The organism is Paraburkholderia sp. Tr-20389, assembly GCF_017104565.1.
GTDB lineage: Bacteria > Pseudomonadota > Gammaproteobacteria > Burkholderiales > Burkholderiaceae > Paraburkholderia.
Window position 1 is genome coordinate 1 of sequence record NZ_JAAGPD010000031.1, and the last position, 17,863, is coordinate 17,863.

16 protein-coding genes and 1 pseudogene are annotated in these 17,863 nt (G+C 61.8%); 10 read left to right on the forward strand and 7 right to left on the reverse strand.

Annotation, left to right across the window (positions count from 1 at the left end; translation table 11 throughout):
• From G3N95_RS25775 to G3N95_RS25785, 3 genes and pseudogenes are all read left to right on the forward strand, one after another.
• Positions 1-143: pseudogene (locus G3N95_RS25775) on the forward strand (formyl-CoA transferase); the annotation flags it as partial.
• 79 nt (positions 144-222) lie between these two features.
• Entirely contained in the window at positions 223-1,020 is a 798-nt protein-coding gene (locus tag G3N95_RS25780; protein WP_205972907.1) for a fumarylacetoacetate hydrolase family protein, read from the forward strand.
• A gap of 158 nt (positions 1,021-1,178) precedes the next feature.
• Positions 1,179-2,201: a 2-dehydropantoate 2-reductase gene (locus G3N95_RS25785; protein ID WP_205972908.1), complete on the forward strand. Its 1,023-nt coding sequence runs from the start codon at positions 1,179-1,181 to the stop codon at positions 2,199-2,201.
• A 79-nt stretch (positions 2,202-2,280) separates the two neighbouring features.
• Here the strand turns inward: G3N95_RS25785 and G3N95_RS25790 are convergent, their stop codons facing one another.
• Both G3N95_RS25790 and G3N95_RS25795 read right to left on the reverse strand, forming a co-directional pair.
• On the reverse strand, positions 2,281-2,466 hold the full coding sequence (locus G3N95_RS25790) for a hypothetical protein (protein ID WP_205972909.1): 186 nt from the start codon (positions 2,464-2,466) through the stop codon (positions 2,281-2,283).
• A 366-nt stretch (positions 2,467-2,832) separates the two neighbouring features.
• Positions 2,833-3,945, reverse strand: a complete 1,113-nt coding sequence (locus tag G3N95_RS25795; protein WP_205972910.1) for a porin — start codon at positions 3,943-3,945, stop codon at positions 2,833-2,835.
• Between the two features lie 305 nt (positions 3,946-4,250).
• On the opposite strand from G3N95_RS25795, the gene G3N95_RS25800 reads away from it, so the two are divergent.
• Both G3N95_RS25800 and G3N95_RS25805 read left to right on the forward strand, forming a co-directional pair.
• Positions 4,251-5,039, forward strand: coding sequence for an SDR family oxidoreductase (locus tag G3N95_RS25800; protein WP_205972911.1), 789 nt, complete (start codon positions 4,251-4,253; stop codon positions 5,037-5,039).
• Between the two features lie 117 nt (positions 5,040-5,156).
• Entirely contained in the window at positions 5,157-5,975 is an 819-nt protein-coding gene (locus tag G3N95_RS25805) for a DUF72 domain-containing protein (RefSeq protein WP_205972912.1), read from the forward strand.
• A 16-nt stretch (positions 5,976-5,991) separates the two neighbouring features.
• On the opposite strand, the gene G3N95_RS25810 is transcribed toward G3N95_RS25805, so the two are convergent.
• The 4 genes from G3N95_RS25810 to G3N95_RS25825 form a co-directional block, all read right to left on the reverse strand.
• Positions 5,992-6,330 carry a hypothetical protein gene (locus G3N95_RS25810; protein WP_205972913.1) on the reverse strand — a complete coding sequence of 113 codons (339 nt, stop codon included), beginning with the start codon at positions 6,328-6,330 and terminating at the stop codon, positions 5,992-5,994.
• Between the two features lie 390 nt (positions 6,331-6,720).
• Positions 6,721-7,020, reverse strand: coding sequence for a DUF4148 domain-containing protein (locus tag G3N95_RS25815; protein ID WP_205972914.1), 300 nt, complete (start codon positions 7,018-7,020; stop codon positions 6,721-6,723).
• 217 nt (positions 7,021-7,237) lie between these two features.
• Positions 7,238-8,389, reverse strand: coding sequence for a porin (locus G3N95_RS25820; RefSeq protein ID WP_205972915.1), 1,152 nt, complete (start codon positions 8,387-8,389; stop codon positions 7,238-7,240).
• Positions 8,390-8,694: 305 nt separating this feature from the next.
• Positions 8,695-9,141, reverse strand: coding sequence for a hypothetical protein (locus G3N95_RS25825; RefSeq protein WP_205972916.1), 447 nt, complete (start codon positions 9,139-9,141; stop codon positions 8,695-8,697).
• 371 nt (positions 9,142-9,512) lie between these two features.
• Between G3N95_RS25825 and G3N95_RS25830 the strand changes: the two genes are divergently transcribed.
• The 4 genes from G3N95_RS25830 (at position 9,513) to G3N95_RS25845 (ending at position 13,467) form a co-directional block, all read left to right on the forward strand.
• Positions 9,513-10,385 (forward strand): TauD/TfdA family dioxygenase, encoded by an 873-nt coding sequence (locus G3N95_RS25830; RefSeq protein ID WP_205973009.1) that lies wholly within the window; start codon positions 9,513-9,515, stop codon positions 10,383-10,385.
• A gap of 45 nt (positions 10,386-10,430) precedes the next feature.
• The gene (locus G3N95_RS25835) at positions 10,431-11,483 is read left to right on the forward strand and encodes an ABC transporter substrate-binding protein (RefSeq protein WP_205972917.1); all 1,053 of its coding nucleotides are present in this window, start codon (positions 10,431-10,433) and stop codon (positions 11,481-11,483) included.
• Positions 11,484-11,752: 269 nt separating this feature from the next.
• Positions 11,753-12,592, forward strand: a complete 840-nt coding sequence (locus G3N95_RS25840; RefSeq protein ID WP_205972918.1) for an ABC transporter ATP-binding protein — start codon at positions 11,753-11,755, stop codon at positions 12,590-12,592.
• Positions 12,589-13,467 carry an ABC transporter permease gene (locus G3N95_RS25845; protein ID WP_205972919.1) on the forward strand — a complete coding sequence of 293 codons (879 nt, stop codon included), beginning with the start codon at positions 12,589-12,591 and terminating at the stop codon, positions 13,465-13,467. The genes G3N95_RS25840 and G3N95_RS25845 overlap by 4 nt, the downstream gene beginning before the upstream one ends.
• A gap of 59 nt (positions 13,468-13,526) precedes the next feature.
• On the opposite strand, the gene G3N95_RS25850 is transcribed toward G3N95_RS25845, so the two are convergent.
• Positions 13,527-14,069 carry a cupin domain-containing protein gene (locus tag G3N95_RS25850; RefSeq protein ID WP_205972920.1) on the reverse strand — a complete coding sequence of 181 codons (543 nt, stop codon included), beginning with the start codon at positions 14,067-14,069 and terminating at the stop codon, positions 13,527-13,529.
• Between the two features lie 257 nt (positions 14,070-14,326).
• Between G3N95_RS25850 and G3N95_RS25855 the strand changes: the two genes are divergently transcribed.
• Positions 14,327-17,161 (forward strand): EAL domain-containing protein, encoded by a 2,835-nt coding sequence (locus tag G3N95_RS25855; RefSeq protein WP_205972921.1) that lies wholly within the window; start codon positions 14,327-14,329, stop codon positions 17,159-17,161.
• The last annotated feature ends 702 nt before the right edge of the window (positions 17,162-17,863 follow it).

Genomic DNA, 17,863 nt, shown 5'->3' on the forward strand with positions numbered 1-17,863 from the left:
TGGGCAACCCGATCAAGCTGTCGGACAGCCCGACGGAAGTCACACGTTCGCCGCTGCTCGGCGAACACACCGACGAAGTGATGGCCGAACTCGGCTACTCGTCCGCACAGATCGAAGCGCTCAGGACCGCCGGCGCTATCTGAAGATTTGGAAGATTCAAACTCGTGACGCGGGCGTATTCACCGTGTCGGTCGACAAAAAATCATTGTGGAGACAGTTTCGATGACATCGTGGATACGCTTCAGGCAACCGCAAGGTCATATCGGTTTCGGCGTGCTCGCTGACGGCAGCATCGAAGAATTCGAAGGCGATATGTTCGGCAGTGCCACAGCAAGCGGCAAGCAATGGAAACTCGACGACGTCGAATTGCTGAGCCCCTGCCTGCCGACCAAGGTCGTCGCGCTCTGGAACAACTTTCACGCGCTGTCGCAGAAGCTCGGCAAGGCGGCACCGTCGCATCCGCTGTTTCTGATCAAGCCGCCGATGTCCGTGATCGGTCCGGGCGCGCCCATTCGCCGCCCCAAAGGCTATAGCGGCAAGATCGCCTATGAAGGCGAACTCGGTATCGTGATCGGCAAGCGTTGCACCAACGTTTCGCCGGAAGAAGCAGATGAGTACATCTTCGGCTATACCTGTATCAACGACGTCACGGCAGTCGACCTGCTGAACGAAGATCCAAATTTCGCGCAATGGTGCCGCTCGAAGGGCTTCGATACGTTCAGCTGCATCGGCCCCGCGATCGAACAGGATTTCGACTGGCGCAATGCGAATGTCGTCACGCGCCTCGACGATGTCGAGCGGCAGAATTATCCGCTCTCCGACATGATCTTCACGCCGGCGGAGCAGGTCAGCATGATCTCGCACGACATGACACTGATGCCCGGCGACGTGATCGCGTGCGGCACGTCAGTCGGCGTCGGCTCGATCAAGGACGGCGCGACTGTCATCGTATCCATCGACGGTATCGGCGCATTGCCGAACCAGCTTGCGGTTGCGCGCCAACTCGAACCGGCCGCGTGATGTCAGCACGCTAGAGAACACGCACTGAGCATGCAAATGAGAGCCGGACGCGTCATCGCCAATGAGTCGACCATGCATCGACAATGACGATTGCGCAATGCGTCCCGGGACGCCCGGCTCGATCTCACTGATCACTTCTTGAGAATGGGAGCAGATAGATGAAGATCTGTGTTTATGGAGCGGGCGCCATCGGCGCTTATGTCGGCGCGCAACTGGCGCTTGCGGGCGCGGACGTCAGTTTCGTCGCGCGCGGTCCGCATCTGGCAGCGATGCAGAAGAACGGCGTGCGTCTGCTTATCGACGATACGGAGCGTCTCGTCAACGTGCGCTGTTCGTCGGACCCACGCGAACTGGGGCCGCAGGACTACGTGATCATCGCGTTGAAGGCGCACTCGGTACCGGGTGTCGTCGATGCAATGCAGCCGCTGCTCGGGCCGGAAACGGCCATCGTGACGGCCGTCAACGGCATTCCGTACTGGTACTTCTACAAGCATGGCGGCGAGTTCGCGAACTCGACACTGGAAAGCATCGATCCGGGCGGCACGCAGTGGAAGAAGCTCGGACCGGAACGCGCGATCGGCTGCGTGGTGTATCCCGCTGCGGAAATCGTCGAGCCGGGCGTGATCAAGCATGTGTACGGCAAGAAGTTTCCGATCGGCGAGCCGGACGGCACGCGCACGCCGCGCGTCGAAGCGCTTTCGCAGATGATGGTCGCGGCGGGGCTCGAAGCACCCATTCGCGACAACATCCGCGATGAAATCTGGCTGAAATTGTGGGGCAATCTCTGCTTCAACCCGATCAGCGCGTTGACGCATGCGACGCTCGATGTCATCACGAGTCACGTCGGCACGCGTGCCGTCGCGAAGACGATGATGCTCGAAGCGAAGTCGGTGGCCGATCGTTTCGGTGTGCATTTCCGCGTCGATGTCGAACGGCGTATCGATGGTGCGGGCGCTGTCGGCGCGCACAAGACGTCGATGCTGCAGGATCTCGAAGCGGGACGTCCGATGGAAATCGATCCGCTGCTGACCGTCGTGCAGGAAATGGGGCGTCTGGTCGGGCATGAAACGCCGACCATCGACACCGTGCTGGCGCTGATCAAGCTGCGCGAGGACATTGCGCAGCACAGGGATGTTGCGCCGGCTGCAAAACAGGCTGAGCCGAGCGCGAAAGCCGCATAAATAACGACGTTGCTGCACGAGAGCGCGCGGCCGCTGCTTCATCGATGCTTCGAAATTCGAAGCACGGCCCGCGCGCCATTCAATTATCTGCGAGACAGGCTTCTTCACCCCGGCCGACGCTGTGGCCGACCCACAGCCCGGCGTCATAGGCCGCTTCCAGCGCGGCAAGCACGCGGGGATGCTCGTTCAGATCCTCGATGCCGAGTGCTTCGCTCGCGATCAAGCCAAGCAGTTCGAGACGCTCTTCATGGACTGGGCTTTTCATGGCACCTCCTTCAAGGTTGAAATCGCTATGGCAGCCGTTGCTTTCTCATTGCCCGTATTGGACTGAACGCGGCCCGGAAGCATGCCCGTCAGCGGCAAGAGTGCGAGTGCTGCGATCGAAATCGACCTGGAGAGATGCGGTGTGCGCGCATGATCCGCGCGTGTTGATCTCTGGCTTCCGTCTCAGGTTGAATCAGTGTGTGATTCAATCTTAAGGGAGTGCGTGCTGCGACGTGCGTGGTCTGCCGTCGCATATTGAAGTACTACTCGAATGGCGTGACAACGCCGCGCATTCCGGCAATAGCATGAAGCCGATGCCAAAGTGGAATGCGAACAGGCTATTGTTCAGATGGATCGTTGGGCGCAATCAGAATACGTGCATCACACCCACATACGCGCCTGTCTGCGATTCGCCCGGCAGCGGATTCGTATTGGCGCTGCCCGTCGCATCGCGCGCGTTTGCGAGCAGCGAGAAATTCGACTGGCTGCTGTTGCGCAGATAGGCGACGGTTCCGTACAGAAACGTGCGCTGACTCAGGTGATAGGTGGAGCCGAGCACGAGCATCGTCGCGTGGCCGCCGGGATCGTGCGACGCGTCTCCCGCGCCTTCGTTCAGATGCACATAGAACGCGGCCGCCGTCACAGCAAATTGGTGCGTAGCGTCCCACGTCGCGCCGAGCCAGTAGTAGTCGGCGCTATCGGCCTGGCCCGCGGGTGTGTCGGGCGCGGAAAGGTGCGTATAGGCGCCCTGAATCTTCACACTCGACACGCGCACATTCGCACCGACGAAGTACTCGCGCGAACTCGTGAACACGTTCGTCATGCGGCCGTTCACGTCGCGCAGTTCGTCGTAGATGCCGCGCACGTCGAACAGGTCCGAGTGATACGTCAGCATGATGCCGTCCGAACGGCCGAACTCGCCGGGCGCGCCGCGGTTGAATCCGTCAGCCTGATTGCCGAACGCATATTGGCCTTGCACGTCAAAGCCGTAAAACACGGGGCTGTGATACTCGACGTTATTGCTCGTCTGCTGCCAGTTGCGGCCGCGCACGAGCGAGGCCGACGCGAATGCCTGCTGCACGAACGGATCGAACTCCCACACGCCGTCGCTATCGATGAACAGATTGCGGCCCGCCTGAATCTGGCCAAAGCGTTTGTCGGCGAGTCCGGCATAGGCTCGGCGCGAGAACAAACGGCCGCCGCCCGTCGTGCCGTTCATCACCTGGAATGCCGTCTCCAGGTCGAACACCGAGGACATCCCGCCGCCGAGGTCTTCTGAACCCTTGAAGCCCAGCATGCTGGTGCCCCAGTCGCCGCCTTCCGCCGTCCAGCTGGAGGTGCTGCCGCCCGACGGCGTGGCGATGTGGTTCAGATACTGGACGCCGCCGTCGACGCGGCCATAGAGGGTCACGCTGTTTTGTGCGAATGCGGCGGGGCAGGCAAACGCGAGTAGCGCTGCAAGCTGGGTGGAAGCTTTCATGAGCGTCTCTTCGTATCCTCGATTGGGTGGATAACTCGTTATGGGTACATGACGCCGGCATGCCAGGCGTTTTGCATCGATATGCGCTCACGCGTGCGGCGGATGTCCGACGGATGCTAGTACCGTTTGAAGAATCCTGCTCGCATAGTGCGTGTTCTGCGAGGCATGCACAGCGTCTTTCGTCCGCCTGACTGCACGAATCGTTCTCCGGTTCTACACTCGCGAATGCCGTGTCGTGACCCGCGCAAGCGGAAACACACGCGCCTCGACCAGAACGCAGTGCCGCACTTTTCAAAGGAACCCAGATGGATCTCAAGATCAAAGGCAAGCTCGCACTCGTGACGGGCTCGACGAAAGGCATTGGCCATGCGATTGCCGTTGGACTCGCGCGCGAAGGCGTGCACGTGATCGTCAATGGGCGTTCGCAGCAGTCAGTCGATCAGGCTCTAGGGACGCTGCGTGCTCAAGTGCCTGACGCTACCGCGCAGGGCTTCGCGGGCGACGTGTCCGACCCTGCGCAGGTCGAACGGCTCGTCGGGCAGTTTCCGCACGTCGACATTCTCGTCAACAACATGGGCATCTTCGATCCCAAGCCGTTCGAAGAAATCTCCAACGAAGAATGGCTGCGCTTCTTCAACGTGAACGTGATGTCGGGCGTGCAGCTGTCGCGCGCGTATCTGCCGAAGATGAAGCAGAAGAACTGGGGCCGCGTCGTGTTCATCAGCAGTGAAAGCGGCATCCAGATTCCGACTGAAATGATCCACTACGGCTTGACCAAGACGGCGCAGCTCGCGCTGTCGCGCGGTCTCGCCGAAACCTGTGCGGGCACGGCCGTGACGGTCAACTCGGTGTTGCCGGGGCCGACCAGTTCGGACGGCGTCGAGGAATTCGTCGAGAAGCTGTCGGGCGGCGCGAGCTTCGAGTCATTCGAAAAGAAGTTCTTCGAAGAGGCGCGTCCCAGTTCGATTCTGAAGCGCTTCACCACGCCCGAGGAGATCGCGAACATGGTCGTGTACGTGTGCTCGGAGCTGTCGTCCGCGACCAATGGCGCGGCCTTGCGTGCGGATGGCGGCGTCGTGCGCTCGGCGTTCTGAGCGTTCGCGCTTGTACGCGTCGCAGCGATAAGGCGCACGCCTTCGTTGCGACGCAGGCCGCGCGCATCGGCTATTCTGTGCATCATTGCTCCCGCGCGGCCCGCGAAGGCGTGAACCATGACCACCCGAAAAAAGACGGTAAAGGCAACGCGCATTCGTGTCGGCATTGGCGGCTGGACGTTCGAACCGTGGCGCGGCGTGTTCTATCCGAAAGGGCTCGCGCAGAAGCGCGAACTGGAATACGCGAGCCAGCATCTCACGACGATCGAGATCAACGGCACGTTCTACGGCTCGCAAAAGCCTGCGACGTTCGCGAAGTGGCACGACGAAACGCCCGACGAATTCGTCTTTGCGCTGAAAGCGCCGCGCTTCGCGACGCATCGGCGAGTGCTCGCGGAAGCGCGCGACTCAATTGATCGTTTCGTGGCGAGCGGTGTGCTCGAACTCAAGGACAAGCTCGGTCCGATCAACTGGCAGTTCCCGCCGACCAAGCAGTTCGATGCCGACGACTTCGGCGGCTTTCTGGCGTTGCTGCCTGCCGAGGTCGATGGCCGGGCCTTGCGGCATGCCGTCGAAGTGCGCCACGAGAGCTTCTGCGACGAGGCATTCGTCGCGTTGGCGCGCAAGCACAATGTCGCGATCGTCGTGGCAGGCGACTCTAAATATCCGCAGATTGCCGATCCGACGGCGCCGTTCGTCTACGCGCGCATCATGGGCACGGAAGAGGCACAGCCGCTAGGTTATGCAAAGAAGGCGCTCGATCAGTGGATCGAGCGGGCGCAGACATGGGCGTCGGGCGGCACGCCCGACGATCTGGACAGCTATGGCCGCGCTGCGCCGAAGAAGGCACGCGACGTCTTCCTGTTTGTGATCAGCGGGCACAAGGCACACAATCCCGCCGCCGCGATGGCGCTCATCGAGCGCATCAACGCATAGCTGCTCGAAGCGCGGCTCAGCGCTCGGGCGCTTCGAGCGTGCATGACTCGTCGGAAAACGGTGCGGGCGCGTTCGCTGTGTTTCGAGCGGGTGGTTCGAACGCGGCCCATTGCGTCCAGTCGGGCGTCGCGCCCGGCGTTTTCAGACGCAGCGCGCGCGAACCGTCGACGAATTCGAGCGATTCGAGTTCGAAGAGACTCGCTGACGTGACGCCGCCTGGCGTCACGCTTCCCATCTGATGGGTGAAGTTCAGATTCCCCTCGCGCAGCAGATCCAGATAGCTGTCGCGATGTGCGGCGGGCGGCTTGACCGCCCACCGGTTCAACAGTGTTGCGGCGATTTCGGCATCGAACATCGTGATCTCTCCTCGCCTGAGCGCCGCGTGCCCTGGTGGGGCCGCAGCGGGCTGGTGTCCGCTTCGGGGCGGACTATCCGTCAATAGTTACCGCTTTCGCAGACGCGAAAGACATGTCCACCCACCACTATAGTCAAAATCATGGTGCGATGCACAAATCCGGATCGAGTTCGAGGTCTAATCGTTGTTTTGAGGCCAACGCGGCGCGCCGCCGCGTGATTAAGCGCTATACGTAAGCGAAAAGATGCGCGCTGTTGCACGTGAAAAGGCGTGAGTTGCACGGGTTTTCGAATGATGGTCGTGCGATCTCTGTTTTGTCAGACGTGCGGCCGTTCGTACTCAAATGGTGTGATGAAATGCCGCGCTCGCACGCGGCTTCGAGCGGTTGCATTACTGCGCGGCAGAATGTCCCGCGCCCGCCTGCGATGAACCCGATGCGCCCGCGCCATACGCCGACTGTGCGGCGCGTTTGGCGGCGAGCCGCTGCATCGCTTCCTGCGCTTTCGCTGGATAAGTGGGATCTTCGCCGCCGCCGGCGTTGTAGCCGACGGAAGCGAGATCGGCGAGTTCCTGGCGTACCTGCGCGCGCGTCAGGCGCGTGCTGGGTTCCTGCGCGTGCACCAGTGCGGGCGCGGCGGCAAACAAGGCCGCGGTCAGCGTGGCGACGGCGGCGACAACGGTGGACTTCAAGACGTTCTCCCAATGACATTTCGATGATTGCCGGCGGTGTTGCACGAGCCGGCAAGAGAAAGTCTACGGATCGCACCAATTGGGAAAAACCGTCGAGTCAGGAAGGCAGCCTTGCGTGTGGCAGAAAGATACGAACGCCGTGCGCAACAAAACCCGCCGCACGAATGCGGCGGGCTTCCAACGCAGTTCCCGGAAGTACGAAGCGCTGTCGTGCCGCTTAGAAGCGGTGACGCATGCCGATCGTCGCAACCACCTGGTTGGCCGTCGACGACGCGCCGCCCGAGGTATTGATGAACGCGACGTAGCCGTGTCCGATCGCGTGCTGATACATCGCCTCGGCATACACGTCCGTGCGCTTCGAGAAAGCGTAGACAGCCTGCGCGTTGACCTGGTTGAACTTCGGATCGGTGCCGAACGTACGCGAGCCGCTGGTATGGCCGTCGGTGTATGTGTCGGTGATGCCGAACGAAATGGCGGGCGTGAACGCGTACTTCGCATTCAGTTCGTAGTTGTCGAAGCGCATCGAGCCGTTCGTCATGCCGAATGCAGCCGACTGCTGATAGTGGCTGTTCGTATAGACGAAGCCGACCACGGCGGGACCGAACGCGTAGTTGATGCCCGCGCCGATCACGCGCTGGACACCCGCGCCGACCTGGAAGCCGCCAACGCCATTTGCCGACGACTCAGCCGTATCGATCGCGCCGCCCGTGTTCGTCGTGCTGTTCGAACCGTTGATCTGCAAATAGCCGGCCGCGACGTTCAACGGACCCCACTGGTAGCTCGCGCCCGCGCTGTACGCACGGTTGATCGCGAAGTCGGTGCTGTTCGAGAACGCGTACAACGCGCCGAACTTGAAGCCCGCATAGTTGGTGCTCGTGTACTTGACGGCATTGCTCATCCGCACCGAGTGGTTGAGGTTGTCGTTGTCGAACGGGTGAGCGAAGCCCGTGTCGCCGAACGTGCCGGCCGTGCCCGACAGCGGTGCGACGAAATCGACGAGCGTGTCGTACTGGCGGCCCAGCGTAATCTGGCCATAGTTGCTGCTGGCGAGACCCACGTAGGCCTGACGGCCGAACAGACGGCTGTGCTGGCCAAGGTTGCCGTTCTGCACGTTGAAGCCGTTTTCGAGCACAAAGATGGCCTTGTAGCCGCCGCCCAGATCTTCAGCGCCGCGCAAGCCGAAGCGGCTGCCGTTGATGGTGCCGCTCGTCGCTTGCCACAATGCGCCGCTCGTGCCGCTCTTCTGCACGTTGTTGGTGTACATGAGACCTGCGTCGATGATGCCGTACAACGTGACCGAGCTTTGCGCGTGTGCGGTCGATGCGGCGAGCGCGCCGAGCACCGCAACCGCGGCGGGAATTCTTTTCATGGTTAAGCTCCAGCGAGTCCAGACAGTGAGTGAAAAAACAGCCTGGCGAGTATAGGAAAACGCGGGGTCCGATTTAACGCGGTGTTGCTGCAGCAGACTCTTGCGTGCTGCGGCATGAATACGTCATCAAATCGAAACAATCGCCGGAAAGTTCGCCCTGACGCGGCGCGCGATCAACCCGCAACGCATGAACTGCGCGGGAGAGATTACCTGGAGGGGGATTTCTATTTGATGGCAGCGTGCACCGTTTGAGCGAATAACAACAGTGAGGTCTCTTTGCAAAAAAACATGCATGCAAAAAGACCTTAGCCTGCGCTGCACACGATAGCGGTCAGAACGAAGGGCAGAATCTGCTTGACCGTCGCATCGCTGCCCGCTTGCTGCACGCGTACGCGTACCGACTCCGAAGGGCCGGACACGACCACGCCATAGATCGAATCGGCTTCGACCTTGCCGCTGCCTTGCCGGAAGATGGCGTCGTCGCGCTGATAGCCGAGCACGGCATACACGTGAAAGCCGAATGCGGTGAGATCGCGGCCGCGCTTCGGACGGAAAGCATTCACCGAATTGGCCTCGACGCGCATCGGATTGGGATCGATGTACTGGTCGTCGAGCAGTGGCTGAATGAATGTGTGCGCGTCGGTTTTGCAGACGAGCTGTCCGTCGAGTTCGAGCGCAATGGCGGGCTCGCTGCAGAGTCCCGCTCCAACGGCGGCCAGCACGGTAATCGAGTGGATGAAGACCTTTGTCATGGCACTGGCGCGTGTGACCGTGAGACCGCTAGCCGGCAAACGCCGGTACCCGATGTTAGCCCGAACTTGTCACGCGCGTCAGCGAACGTCTGTGCGCTAGCGAGCGATGCCCCGCGCGTGTGCAAAGCGCGGCCATCTGGTTTAGCAAATAGCGTGCGCACGTGGGTCTGCGTGCGTGGCATGCGAGGTCAGGATCTAGGATCATCACGTCCAGGCTAGCGAGACGTTTATCGTTAAAGCAGATATGAGTATGGGATTTGCTTCGTTGACGGGCCGAAACGCCGGCCTTAGATTGGTTCCATCGTTGCAACCAACAAAGAACATTCAGCGTGACAACCACCGTTTCGTCCCATCGCCGTCCGGCGCCGCACGTGCAATCGTCCGGCGCGCGCCAGACACTCGACATCGTTCCGTTCGATGCACCCGTCGGTGCCGAAGTGATCGGACTCGACCTGAACGAGCCGCTTTCCGCCGACGATTTCGCGCGTATTCATCGCGCGCATCTCGACTATCACGTGCTCGTGTTTCGCGACCAGCGAATCACGCCCGAACAGCATGTCGCGTTCAGCCGCCGCTTCGGGCCGCTGCAGATTCACGTGCTGCGTCAGTTCCAGCTGCCCGGTCATCCGGAAGTGCTGATCGTGTCGAACATTCGCGAGAACGGTCAGCCGATCGGACTCGGCGATGCGGGCCACTTCTGGCATTCGGATCTGTCGTACAAGGAGAAACCGAGTCTCGGCTCGCTGCTGCACGCGCAGGAACTGCCTTCGGAAGGCGGTGACACGCTGTTCGCGAACATGCATCTCGCGTGGGACACATTGCCCGAGCAGTTGCGCAAAGCCGTCGAAGGACGCACGGCGGAGCACACGTACCTCGCGAAATATGCGGAGCTGCAAAAGCGCAGTCCGTGGCGGCCGAATCTCTCGGCTGAGCAGATCGCCGAAGTGAAGCCCGTCGTGCATCCCATCGTGCGTACGCATCCGGAAACGGGCCGAAAGGCGCTCTTCGTCAGCGAGCATTTCACCACGCATATCGTGGGTCTGCCCGAGGACGAAAGCCGCGACCTGCTCGAAGCACTCTTTGCGCACAGCGTGCGCGACGAACATACCTATCGTCATCAGTGGGCGGAGCACGATCTCGTGTTCTGGGACAACCGTTCGCTGATGCATCTCGCCGCGGGCACGCCCGATCATCTGCGCCGCAAGCTGTATCGCACGACGATCGAAGGCGACGTGCCGTTCTGAGCCGCACGCATTCTTCATTTTCGTTCTACGACTCGCGGAGTTCCCATGCTGTTTTCAATTCGCCCGGCTGCGGCGCGGCCGTCGCTCGCTCGCCGTTTCGTTTCATCGCTGCTTGCGTTGTCGCTCGGTGCGGCAGGACTCGGCGCGTCGCACGACGCGCACGCTGAAGGGCACGTTCGCGTCGCCGAACAGTTCGGCATCGTGTATCTGCTGCTGAACGTCGCGCGCGATCAGCAGTTCATCGAGAAGGAAGGGCGCAAGGAAGGACTCGATATCAAGGTCGACTGGGTGAAGCTGTCGGGCGGCTCGGCCGTGAACGATGCGCTGCTGTCGGGCTCGATCGATGTAGCGGGCGCGGGCGTCGGTCCGCTGCTGACGATCTGGGACCGCACGCATGGCAAGCAGAACGTGAAGGGCGTCGCGTCGCTCGGCAATCTGCCGTACTACCTCGTGTCGAACAATCCGAACGTGAAGACGATTGCCGACTTCACCGACAAGGACCGCATCGCGCTGCCGGCCGTGTCGGTGTCGGTGCAGTCGCGCGTGTTGCAGTTCGCGTCGGCGAAACGCTGGGGCGACAAGGAATACAACCGGCTCGACAAGATCACGCAGGCCGTGCCGCATCCCGACGCAGCCGCGGCCATTATCGCGGGCGGCACGGAAATCACCGGGCATTTCGGCAATCCACCGTTTCAGGAACAGGAGCTTGCTGCGAATCCGAAAGCGCATATCGTGCTGAACTCGTACGACGTGCTCGGCGGACCGAGTTCGGCAACCGTGCTCTATGCGACGGAGAAATTCCGCAATGAGAACCCGAAGACGTATCGTGCATTCGTGAACGGCCTTGCCGATGCGGCGCAATTCATCACCGCGAATCCCGAGGCCGCCGCCGATATCTACATTCGTGTGAATCAGGCGAAGACGGACCGCAATCTGCTGCTGTCAGTGATTCGAAATCCGCAGGTGCAATTCAAGGTTGCGCCGCAGAACACGTTCGCACTGGCGCAGTTCATGTATCGCGTCGGCGCGATTCGCAACGAGCCGAAGTCGTGGAAGGATTACTTCTTCGACGATCCCGAGACCGCTTCCGGCAGTTGATCTGCGCATACCAGAAGCACAAGAAAACCCGCTATTTCGGCGGGTTTTTTGCTTTTCAACACATGCAATACCCATTGCAGATGCCGCCGCTAAACAAGACGCACATGCGGTCATAGCGCGATTTACGGCGCTTATGCATCACACAGCATTGAATATGCACATTCATTGGTTGGTTCTGACGGATGCGCATTTTATGGTGTGGTTTTGCTCAACCGGTGTCTCATCGTGAAAGTCATTTCGCACGCAATTCACATCGCAGGAGCGCGCTGATGGTCGCGAATCCTTCCGTGCTTTTCCCCGACCATGCCGCGACGGATTCAGCGCGCGAGGCAGCGCATTCGAACCGCCTGCTTGCCGTCGATCGCGTGAGCCTCGAATACCGCACACGCGAGCGCGTCGTGCGCGCGACGCATGACGTCAGCTTCGACGTGTATGGCGGCGACCGTTTCGTGTTGCTCGGACCTTCGGGCTGCGGCAAGTCGACGTTGCTGAAAGCCGTCGGCGGATTCATCAAGCCCGTCGCGGGTACGATCACGCTCGACGGCGAAACGGTGCGCGAGCCGGGCTCTGATCGCATCGTCGTGTTCCAGGAGTTCGATCAGTTGCCGCCCTGGAAAACCGTGCTGGAGAACATCGCATTTCCGTTGCGCGTCGCGAAGAAGCTGAGCCGCGCCGAGGCGAAAGAACGCGCGCAGCACTATCTCGACAAGGTCGGTCTTGCATCGTTCGCCGATGCGTATCCACACACGCTGTCGGGCGGCATGAAGCAGCGCGTCGCGATTGCGCGCGCGCTCGCGATGCAGCCGCGCGTGCTGCTGATGGACGAACCGTTCGCCGCGCTCGATGCGCTTACGCGCCGCAAGATGCAGGAAGAGTTGCTGCGTCTGTGGGAAGAGGTGCGCTTCACGCTGCTGTTCGTCACGCATTCGATCGAGGAAGCGCTGATCGTCGGCAATCGCATTCTGCTGCTGTCGCCGCATCCGGGGCGCGTGCGCGCCGAACTCAACAGCCATCAATACACCCAGGACAGCTTCGGCCGCAGCGACTTCCAGCATCGCGTCGCGCAGATCCATCGCCTGCTGTTCGAAGCGACGGAGTCCAGCCGATGAGCACGCCTTCCACCTTGCTGCCGCCCGTGCGCGCCGAATACGAGCGGCCGCTCGAACCCGTCGGCGACATAGCCGTCGAAGCGCCGTTGCCGCTCACGCGGCGTCTCGCGAACCAGTCATGGCTCAGCAAGACGATCATTGCCATCGTGCTGATCGCCGGCTGGGAACTCGCCGCGCGCATGATCGACAACGATCTGCTGCTGCCCACATTCGGCGCCACCTTCACCGCGTTCGTGCAGGGCATCGCATCGGGCGAACTGCTGCAGAAGACGGCCGTCTCGATGTCCGTGCTGTTGCGCGGCTATCTGCTCGGCGTCGCGCTGGCGTTCCTGCTGACCTCGCTCGCGGCATCGACGCGCATCGGCCGCGATCTGCTGTCGATGCTCACGGCGATGTTCAATCCTTTGCCGTCGATTGCACTGCTGCCGCTCGCGTTGCTGTGGTTCGGTCTCGGCACGGGCAGCCTGCTGTTCGTGCTCGTGCATGCCGTCTTGTGGCCGCTCGCGCTCAACACGTACGCCGGTTTTCGCGCGGTGCCCTCAACCTTGCGGATGGCGGGGCGCAACTATGGTCTGACGGGGTTGCACCATGTGGTGCTGATTCTCGTGCCTGCCGCGCTGCCGTCGATTCTGGCGGGCCTGCGCGTTGGCTGGGCATTCGCATGGCGCACGCTGATCGCGGCTGAACTCGTGTTCGGTGCGAGCAGCGGCAACGGCGGACTCGGCTGGTATATCTTCCAGAACCGCAACGAGCTTTATACCGACCGCGTGTTCGCGGGACTCGCCGCCGTGATCGCAATCGGCCTGCTCGTCGAGCATCTGGTGTTCGACACGCTGGAGCGCGTGACGGTGCGCCGCTGGGGCTTGCAGCACTGACGCTGCACCATGGTGAAGCAGCGCGCCGAATCAACGCCCTGATAGCGCGCCGCTAAAGATCACACTGGCTTCAGCCAGTTGTCCAGCAACGGACCCTGCGCGCCGCGCACCGGGTCGCTCTTGGGGAACGGCAAAGCTTCCATCGCGGCCCGCTCCGCTTCCGTCAACGCGCCGCGCCGGATATCCCATTGCTGGCCCGGCGGATAGGCGCCGACCACTTCGAGCGGCCCGCTCGACGATTCGAGGCAGTGCCCCGTGCCCGCCGGCAACAGCAGCACGTCGCCCGCTTCGAGATGCACGACGCGGCCGCCCGGCCCGCCCACGATCACATCCGCCGCGCCCGCAGCGATACCGAGCACCTCATGTGCCGAGGAATGAAAGTGGTGATAGTCGAAAATGCCATTACGCCATTTCGGCGGCCAGCCGTTGCGGCTGAACATCGCTTCGAACGTTTCGGCAAGTTTGTCGCTGTCACCGGTGCCTTGGGCGTCCAGCACATCGCGATACAGGATCACGGGGAGGTGCGCGTTGTTCGGCACCCAGTCGCGCGGGCCGAGCCTGAAAACGTCGGCACGCACGGCGCCCTTCGTATGAGCTTGCATGTTGGCTCCTCGAACTGATGCGCCGCGCAAGCGAAGCGAAACCAGGCATCGCCTGAACGGCGCAAACCTTAGCTAAACAGCAAGTGCCGTTCCGCAGCAATCAGGGCAAAACCGGGTTGGGAAAATCTTCAGGCAAACGTTTTCGCCCCTGCCGAGGTATTTTTTTTGCGGGCCAGATACATTAAGTTTGCTCTCGCTTACGTCGATATAACAGGTCGAGGGTGAGAACAATCATGAGACGGCTCGGGGGCTGATTTATGTGGAATGCCGATCTGTCGGCAGACGGTACGGAAGCGCAGTCGATCGACCACGCGGCGCGCGCGGTGGAGGCCGCCGGCGCGCCGTGGGCGTGGTATCGGGCGGGCCAGCATCTCGAACTCGTGCGCGAAGGCGCAACGCGGTTCGACTGGCCGCGCTCGATCGTGCCCGCGATGCTGCACGACGCCTGCGTCGAGTACGGCTGGTTCGCATGGCCGACGGGCCGCAGCGATCTCGCGCTCGGATGGCTGCTTGCACCCGTGTCGTGCGCGGCCGACCCCGCTTTCGCCGCGCTGGCGCGCGTGATCGGCGAACAGATGCAGGCCGACGCGCTGATGCGTGCGCAAAACGTGCAGCGCGTGCTGTACGACATCGCGTATCTCGCCAGCTCGATCAGCGAGCGCGGCGAATTCCTGCAGGCGATTCACGAGCGTCTCGGCACACTGATCGACGCGGAAAACTTCTATCTCGCGCTCTACGACCGCGAAACGGGCGCTGTCACGTATCCGTATTACATCGATCTGATCGACACTGAGGCCGTCGACACGAATCACATGGACATGGTCAACCCGGAGCGGCTGTCGCTGACGGGTTATGTGCTGACGACGGGCCAGCCGCTGCTGATCGACGAGAAGGGCATCATCGAAGCGTCCGCGACGGGCCGCTTTCATTGCGTCGGGCATCGGCCGAAGTTCTGGATGGGCGCACCGCTGAAGAACGCATCGGACGAAGTGTTCGGCATGGTGACGATGCAGGTGTACGACGCGTCGCGCATTTACAGCGCCGAGGACCGTGCGCTGTTTCTGGTCGTTGCGCGGCACGTGGCGATGGCGCTCGACCGCATTTTGCATCGCGTCGGGCTCGAGGCCGAGGTGGCGCGCCGCACGGCCGAGCTGTCGCGCCTGAACGACACGCTGCGCGCGGAGATTGCCGAGCGCGAGCGTGCGCAGCATTTGCAGGCGGCGCTGTTCGAAATCGCGGAGCTGTCGAGTCAGTCCGTCGAGATCGGCACGTTCTTTCGCAGCCTGCATGAGATCGTCGGCGGGCTGTTGTACGCGAAGAACTTCTACGTCGCGCTGTTCGATCCCGCGACGGCGGAGGTGTCGTTTCCCTATTACATCGACGAGACGCAGCACGAAGTGCCGACGTCGCGCCGCCGCGAGCGCGGTCTCACCGAGTATGTGATTCGTCAGCGCGTGCCGTGTCTGCTCGATACGAATGCTGCCGTGCGCCTTGTCGAATCAGGCGAGATCAAGCTGGACAGCGAGAACATCCGCTTGCGCTCGTGGCTGGGCGTGCCGCTCTTCGACGGCAGCGTGGTGCGCGGCGTACTGGTCGTGCAGAGCTATTCGTCGAGCGTGCGTTACGACAGGCGCGATCAGGAGCTGCTGACCTTCGTGTCGCGCCACATCGATACGGCGTTGTCGCGGCGGCGCGTTGCGGAAGCGCAGCATGCGGCGAATCTCGAACTCGAAGCGCGCGTGCTGGTTCGCACGCAGGAACTCGATGCCGCCAATGCGCGGCTGTTGCACGAGAACTATCACGATGCGCTGACGGGCTTGCCTAACCGCTCGCATCTGTACGAGCGGCTGGCAGCCGCGTGGCTTGGCTACAGCAAACGTGGCGAGCCGCTTTCCGTGCTGTTCATCGACCTCGATCGCTTCAAGGTCGTCAACGACAGTCTCGGCCATCTGTTCGGCGATGCGTTGCTCGTCGAAGTGGCGGGGCGTCTGCGCGAATGTTTGCGACGCGACGATCTGCTTGCGCGACTGGGCGGCGACGAGTTCGCTGTCGTCGTGCCGGGGGCGAGTCTGCAGACGGTGTTGTCGCTGGCGGAGCGCATTCTTGCGGCGTTCGATACGCCGTTCAACATTGGCGAGCAGACGGTGTTCACGTCATGCAGCGTCGGCGTGGTGAGTGCGGACAGCGCGCATCACCGGGAGCCGGCCGATCTGCTGCGCGATGCCGATGCCGCGATGTATCGCGTGAAGAACCGGGGGCGCGACAGCTTCGCGGTGTTCAACCAGCAGATGCGACGCGAGCTGTCGGACCAGATCGAAACGGAGGGCGCGCTGCGCAATGCGCTGAAGCGCGACGACGAGCTGGTGCCGTATTTCCAGCCTATCGTCGATATCGCCAGTGGCGAGCTGGTCGCGCTGGAAGCGTTGATTCGCTGGCAGCAGCCGAATGGGGAAGTCTGGGCGCCGGGTCGCTTTCTGCCTGCCGTGGAGGGATTGAAGCTGATTGGCCGGCTCGACATGTACATGCTGACGCGTGTGGCCGAGATTCTGGCGCAGCCGGAGCATATCGACTGGCCTGCCGTGCAGGTGAATCTGTCGAGTTACAGCATCACGCGTCCCGAGTTCGCGGACGAGTTGCTCGAACTGTTGAAGCGCTATGGCGTGCATCCGTCGCGCATCTCGCTGGAACTGACGGAGGGTGCGCTCGTTGCCGAGCCGGATCTTGCGCGCAATACGATGCAAAGTCTGGCTGACAACGGCATGAGTGTGGTGCTCGACGATTTCGGCACGGGTTTTTCGTCGTTGAGTTATGTGCATCAGTATCGGTTTAGTGGCTTGAAGATCGACAAGTCGTTTGTGTTCGAGCTGACGCAGAGTGCGCGGAGCAGGGCGATCGTCAGGGCCATCGTGCGGATGGCGGAGTCGCTGGAGTTGACGGTGGTTGCCGAAGGCATCGAGGATCAGGCGACGCTGGAGTTATTGCGGACGATTGGTGCTGCCCACGGGCAGGGGTATCATCTGGCGCGGCCGATGTCGCTGGAGGCTTTGATGGGGTCGGCGTTGGCACCAAGGTTGAAGGCGTTAGAGCAATAACGCGATTTGCTTTTTTTTTTGTCTGCGACGCTAGTCGCCATTCTGGTTTTTTTGCTGGCGAGCGCCTTTTTTTCGCTGGCATCCGCGGTTTCCAGCGCTGGCATCCGCGCTTTCGTAGTGGTAGTTCATGCGTTGCCCCTGTGCGGGGCGGCACTTACTTTCTTTGCCGCCGCAAAGAAAGTAAGCAAAGAAAGCGGGCTAACCCCGCCAGTGCTTGTTCCTGCCTGCGGGCCCCCAACGGGTCCCGCGCTCCAGACGGCATCGCGCTATTTCATGCGCGTTGCCAGCGTGCTAACTGCACGCCTCACCCACTTCTCACTCTCGCGTCACGGATTGCGTTACCAAACGTCCGCCGCCGCCCAGGTGGCAAACTGTGTGTAGGCTGTCGCGATGGAAGTGCATCACTCCGGACTGAAAAGCGGATCGGTGTCGTAGTATCGCCAACGCAGACGGCGCGACAAGGTACACACAGTTTGCCACCTGGGCGGCGCGGACGGGTCGCTGCCGCTGGCTGCCTGCGGGTGATTGGAGTGGGTGATGCGTCTGTTCGAGGCGCTGGCAACGGGCGCAAAACAAAGTGTTGCCGTGTGGAGTGCGGGACCTGCTGGGGGCCCGCAGGCAAGAACACGGGCTAGCGGTGTGAGCGGCTTTCTTTTGCCTACTTTTCTTTGCCGCTGCAAAGAAAAGTAGGTGCCGCCCCGC

What these genes read in the sequence shown, in the direction of transcription:
- G3N95_RS25795 (WP_205972910.1), bottom strand. Translation starts at nt 3,945, where the DNA reads ATGAAAGCTTCCACCCAGCTTGCAGCGCTACTCGCGTTTGCCTGCCCC.
- G3N95_RS25810 (WP_205972913.1), bottom strand. Translation starts at nt 6,330, where the DNA reads ATGTTCGATGCCGAAATCGCCGCAACACTGTTGAACCGGTGGGCGGTC.
- G3N95_RS25785 (WP_205972908.1), top strand. Translation starts at nt 1,179, where the DNA reads ATGAAGATCTGTGTTTATGGAGCGGGCGCCATCGGCGCTTATGTCGGC.
- G3N95_RS25835 (WP_205972917.1), top strand. Translation starts at nt 10,431, where the DNA reads ATGCTGTTTTCAATTCGCCCGGCTGCGGCGCGGCCGTCGCTCGCTCGC.
- G3N95_RS25850 (WP_205972920.1), bottom strand. Translation starts at nt 14,069, where the DNA reads ATGCAAGCTCATACGAAGGGCGCCGTGCGTGCCGACGTTTTCAGGCTC.
- G3N95_RS25820 (WP_205972915.1), bottom strand. Translation starts at nt 8,389, where the DNA reads ATGAAAAGAATTCCCGCCGCGGTTGCGGTGCTCGGCGCGCTCGCCGCA.
- G3N95_RS25800 (WP_205972911.1), top strand. Translation starts at nt 4,251, where the DNA reads ATGGATCTCAAGATCAAAGGCAAGCTCGCACTCGTGACGGGCTCGACG.
- G3N95_RS25780 (WP_205972907.1), top strand. Translation starts at nt 223, where the DNA reads ATGACATCGTGGATACGCTTCAGGCAACCGCAAGGTCATATCGGTTTC.
- G3N95_RS25805 (WP_205972912.1), top strand. Translation starts at nt 5,157, where the DNA reads ATGACCACCCGAAAAAAGACGGTAAAGGCAACGCGCATTCGTGTCGGC.
- G3N95_RS25825 (WP_205972916.1), bottom strand. Translation starts at nt 9,141, where the DNA reads ATGACAAAGGTCTTCATCCACTCGATTACCGTGCTGGCCGCCGTTGGA.
- G3N95_RS25855 (WP_205972921.1), top strand. Translation starts at nt 14,327, where the DNA reads ATGTGGAATGCCGATCTGTCGGCAGACGGTACGGAAGCGCAGTCGATC.
- G3N95_RS25845 (WP_205972919.1), top strand. Translation starts at nt 12,589, where the DNA reads ATGAGCACGCCTTCCACCTTGCTGCCGCCCGTGCGCGCCGAATACGAG.
- G3N95_RS25790 (WP_205972909.1), bottom strand. Translation starts at nt 2,466, where the DNA reads ATGAAAAGCCCAGTCCATGAAGAGCGTCTCGAACTGCTTGGCTTGATC.
- G3N95_RS25840 (WP_205972918.1), top strand. Translation starts at nt 11,753, where the DNA reads ATGGTCGCGAATCCTTCCGTGCTTTTCCCCGACCATGCCGCGACGGAT.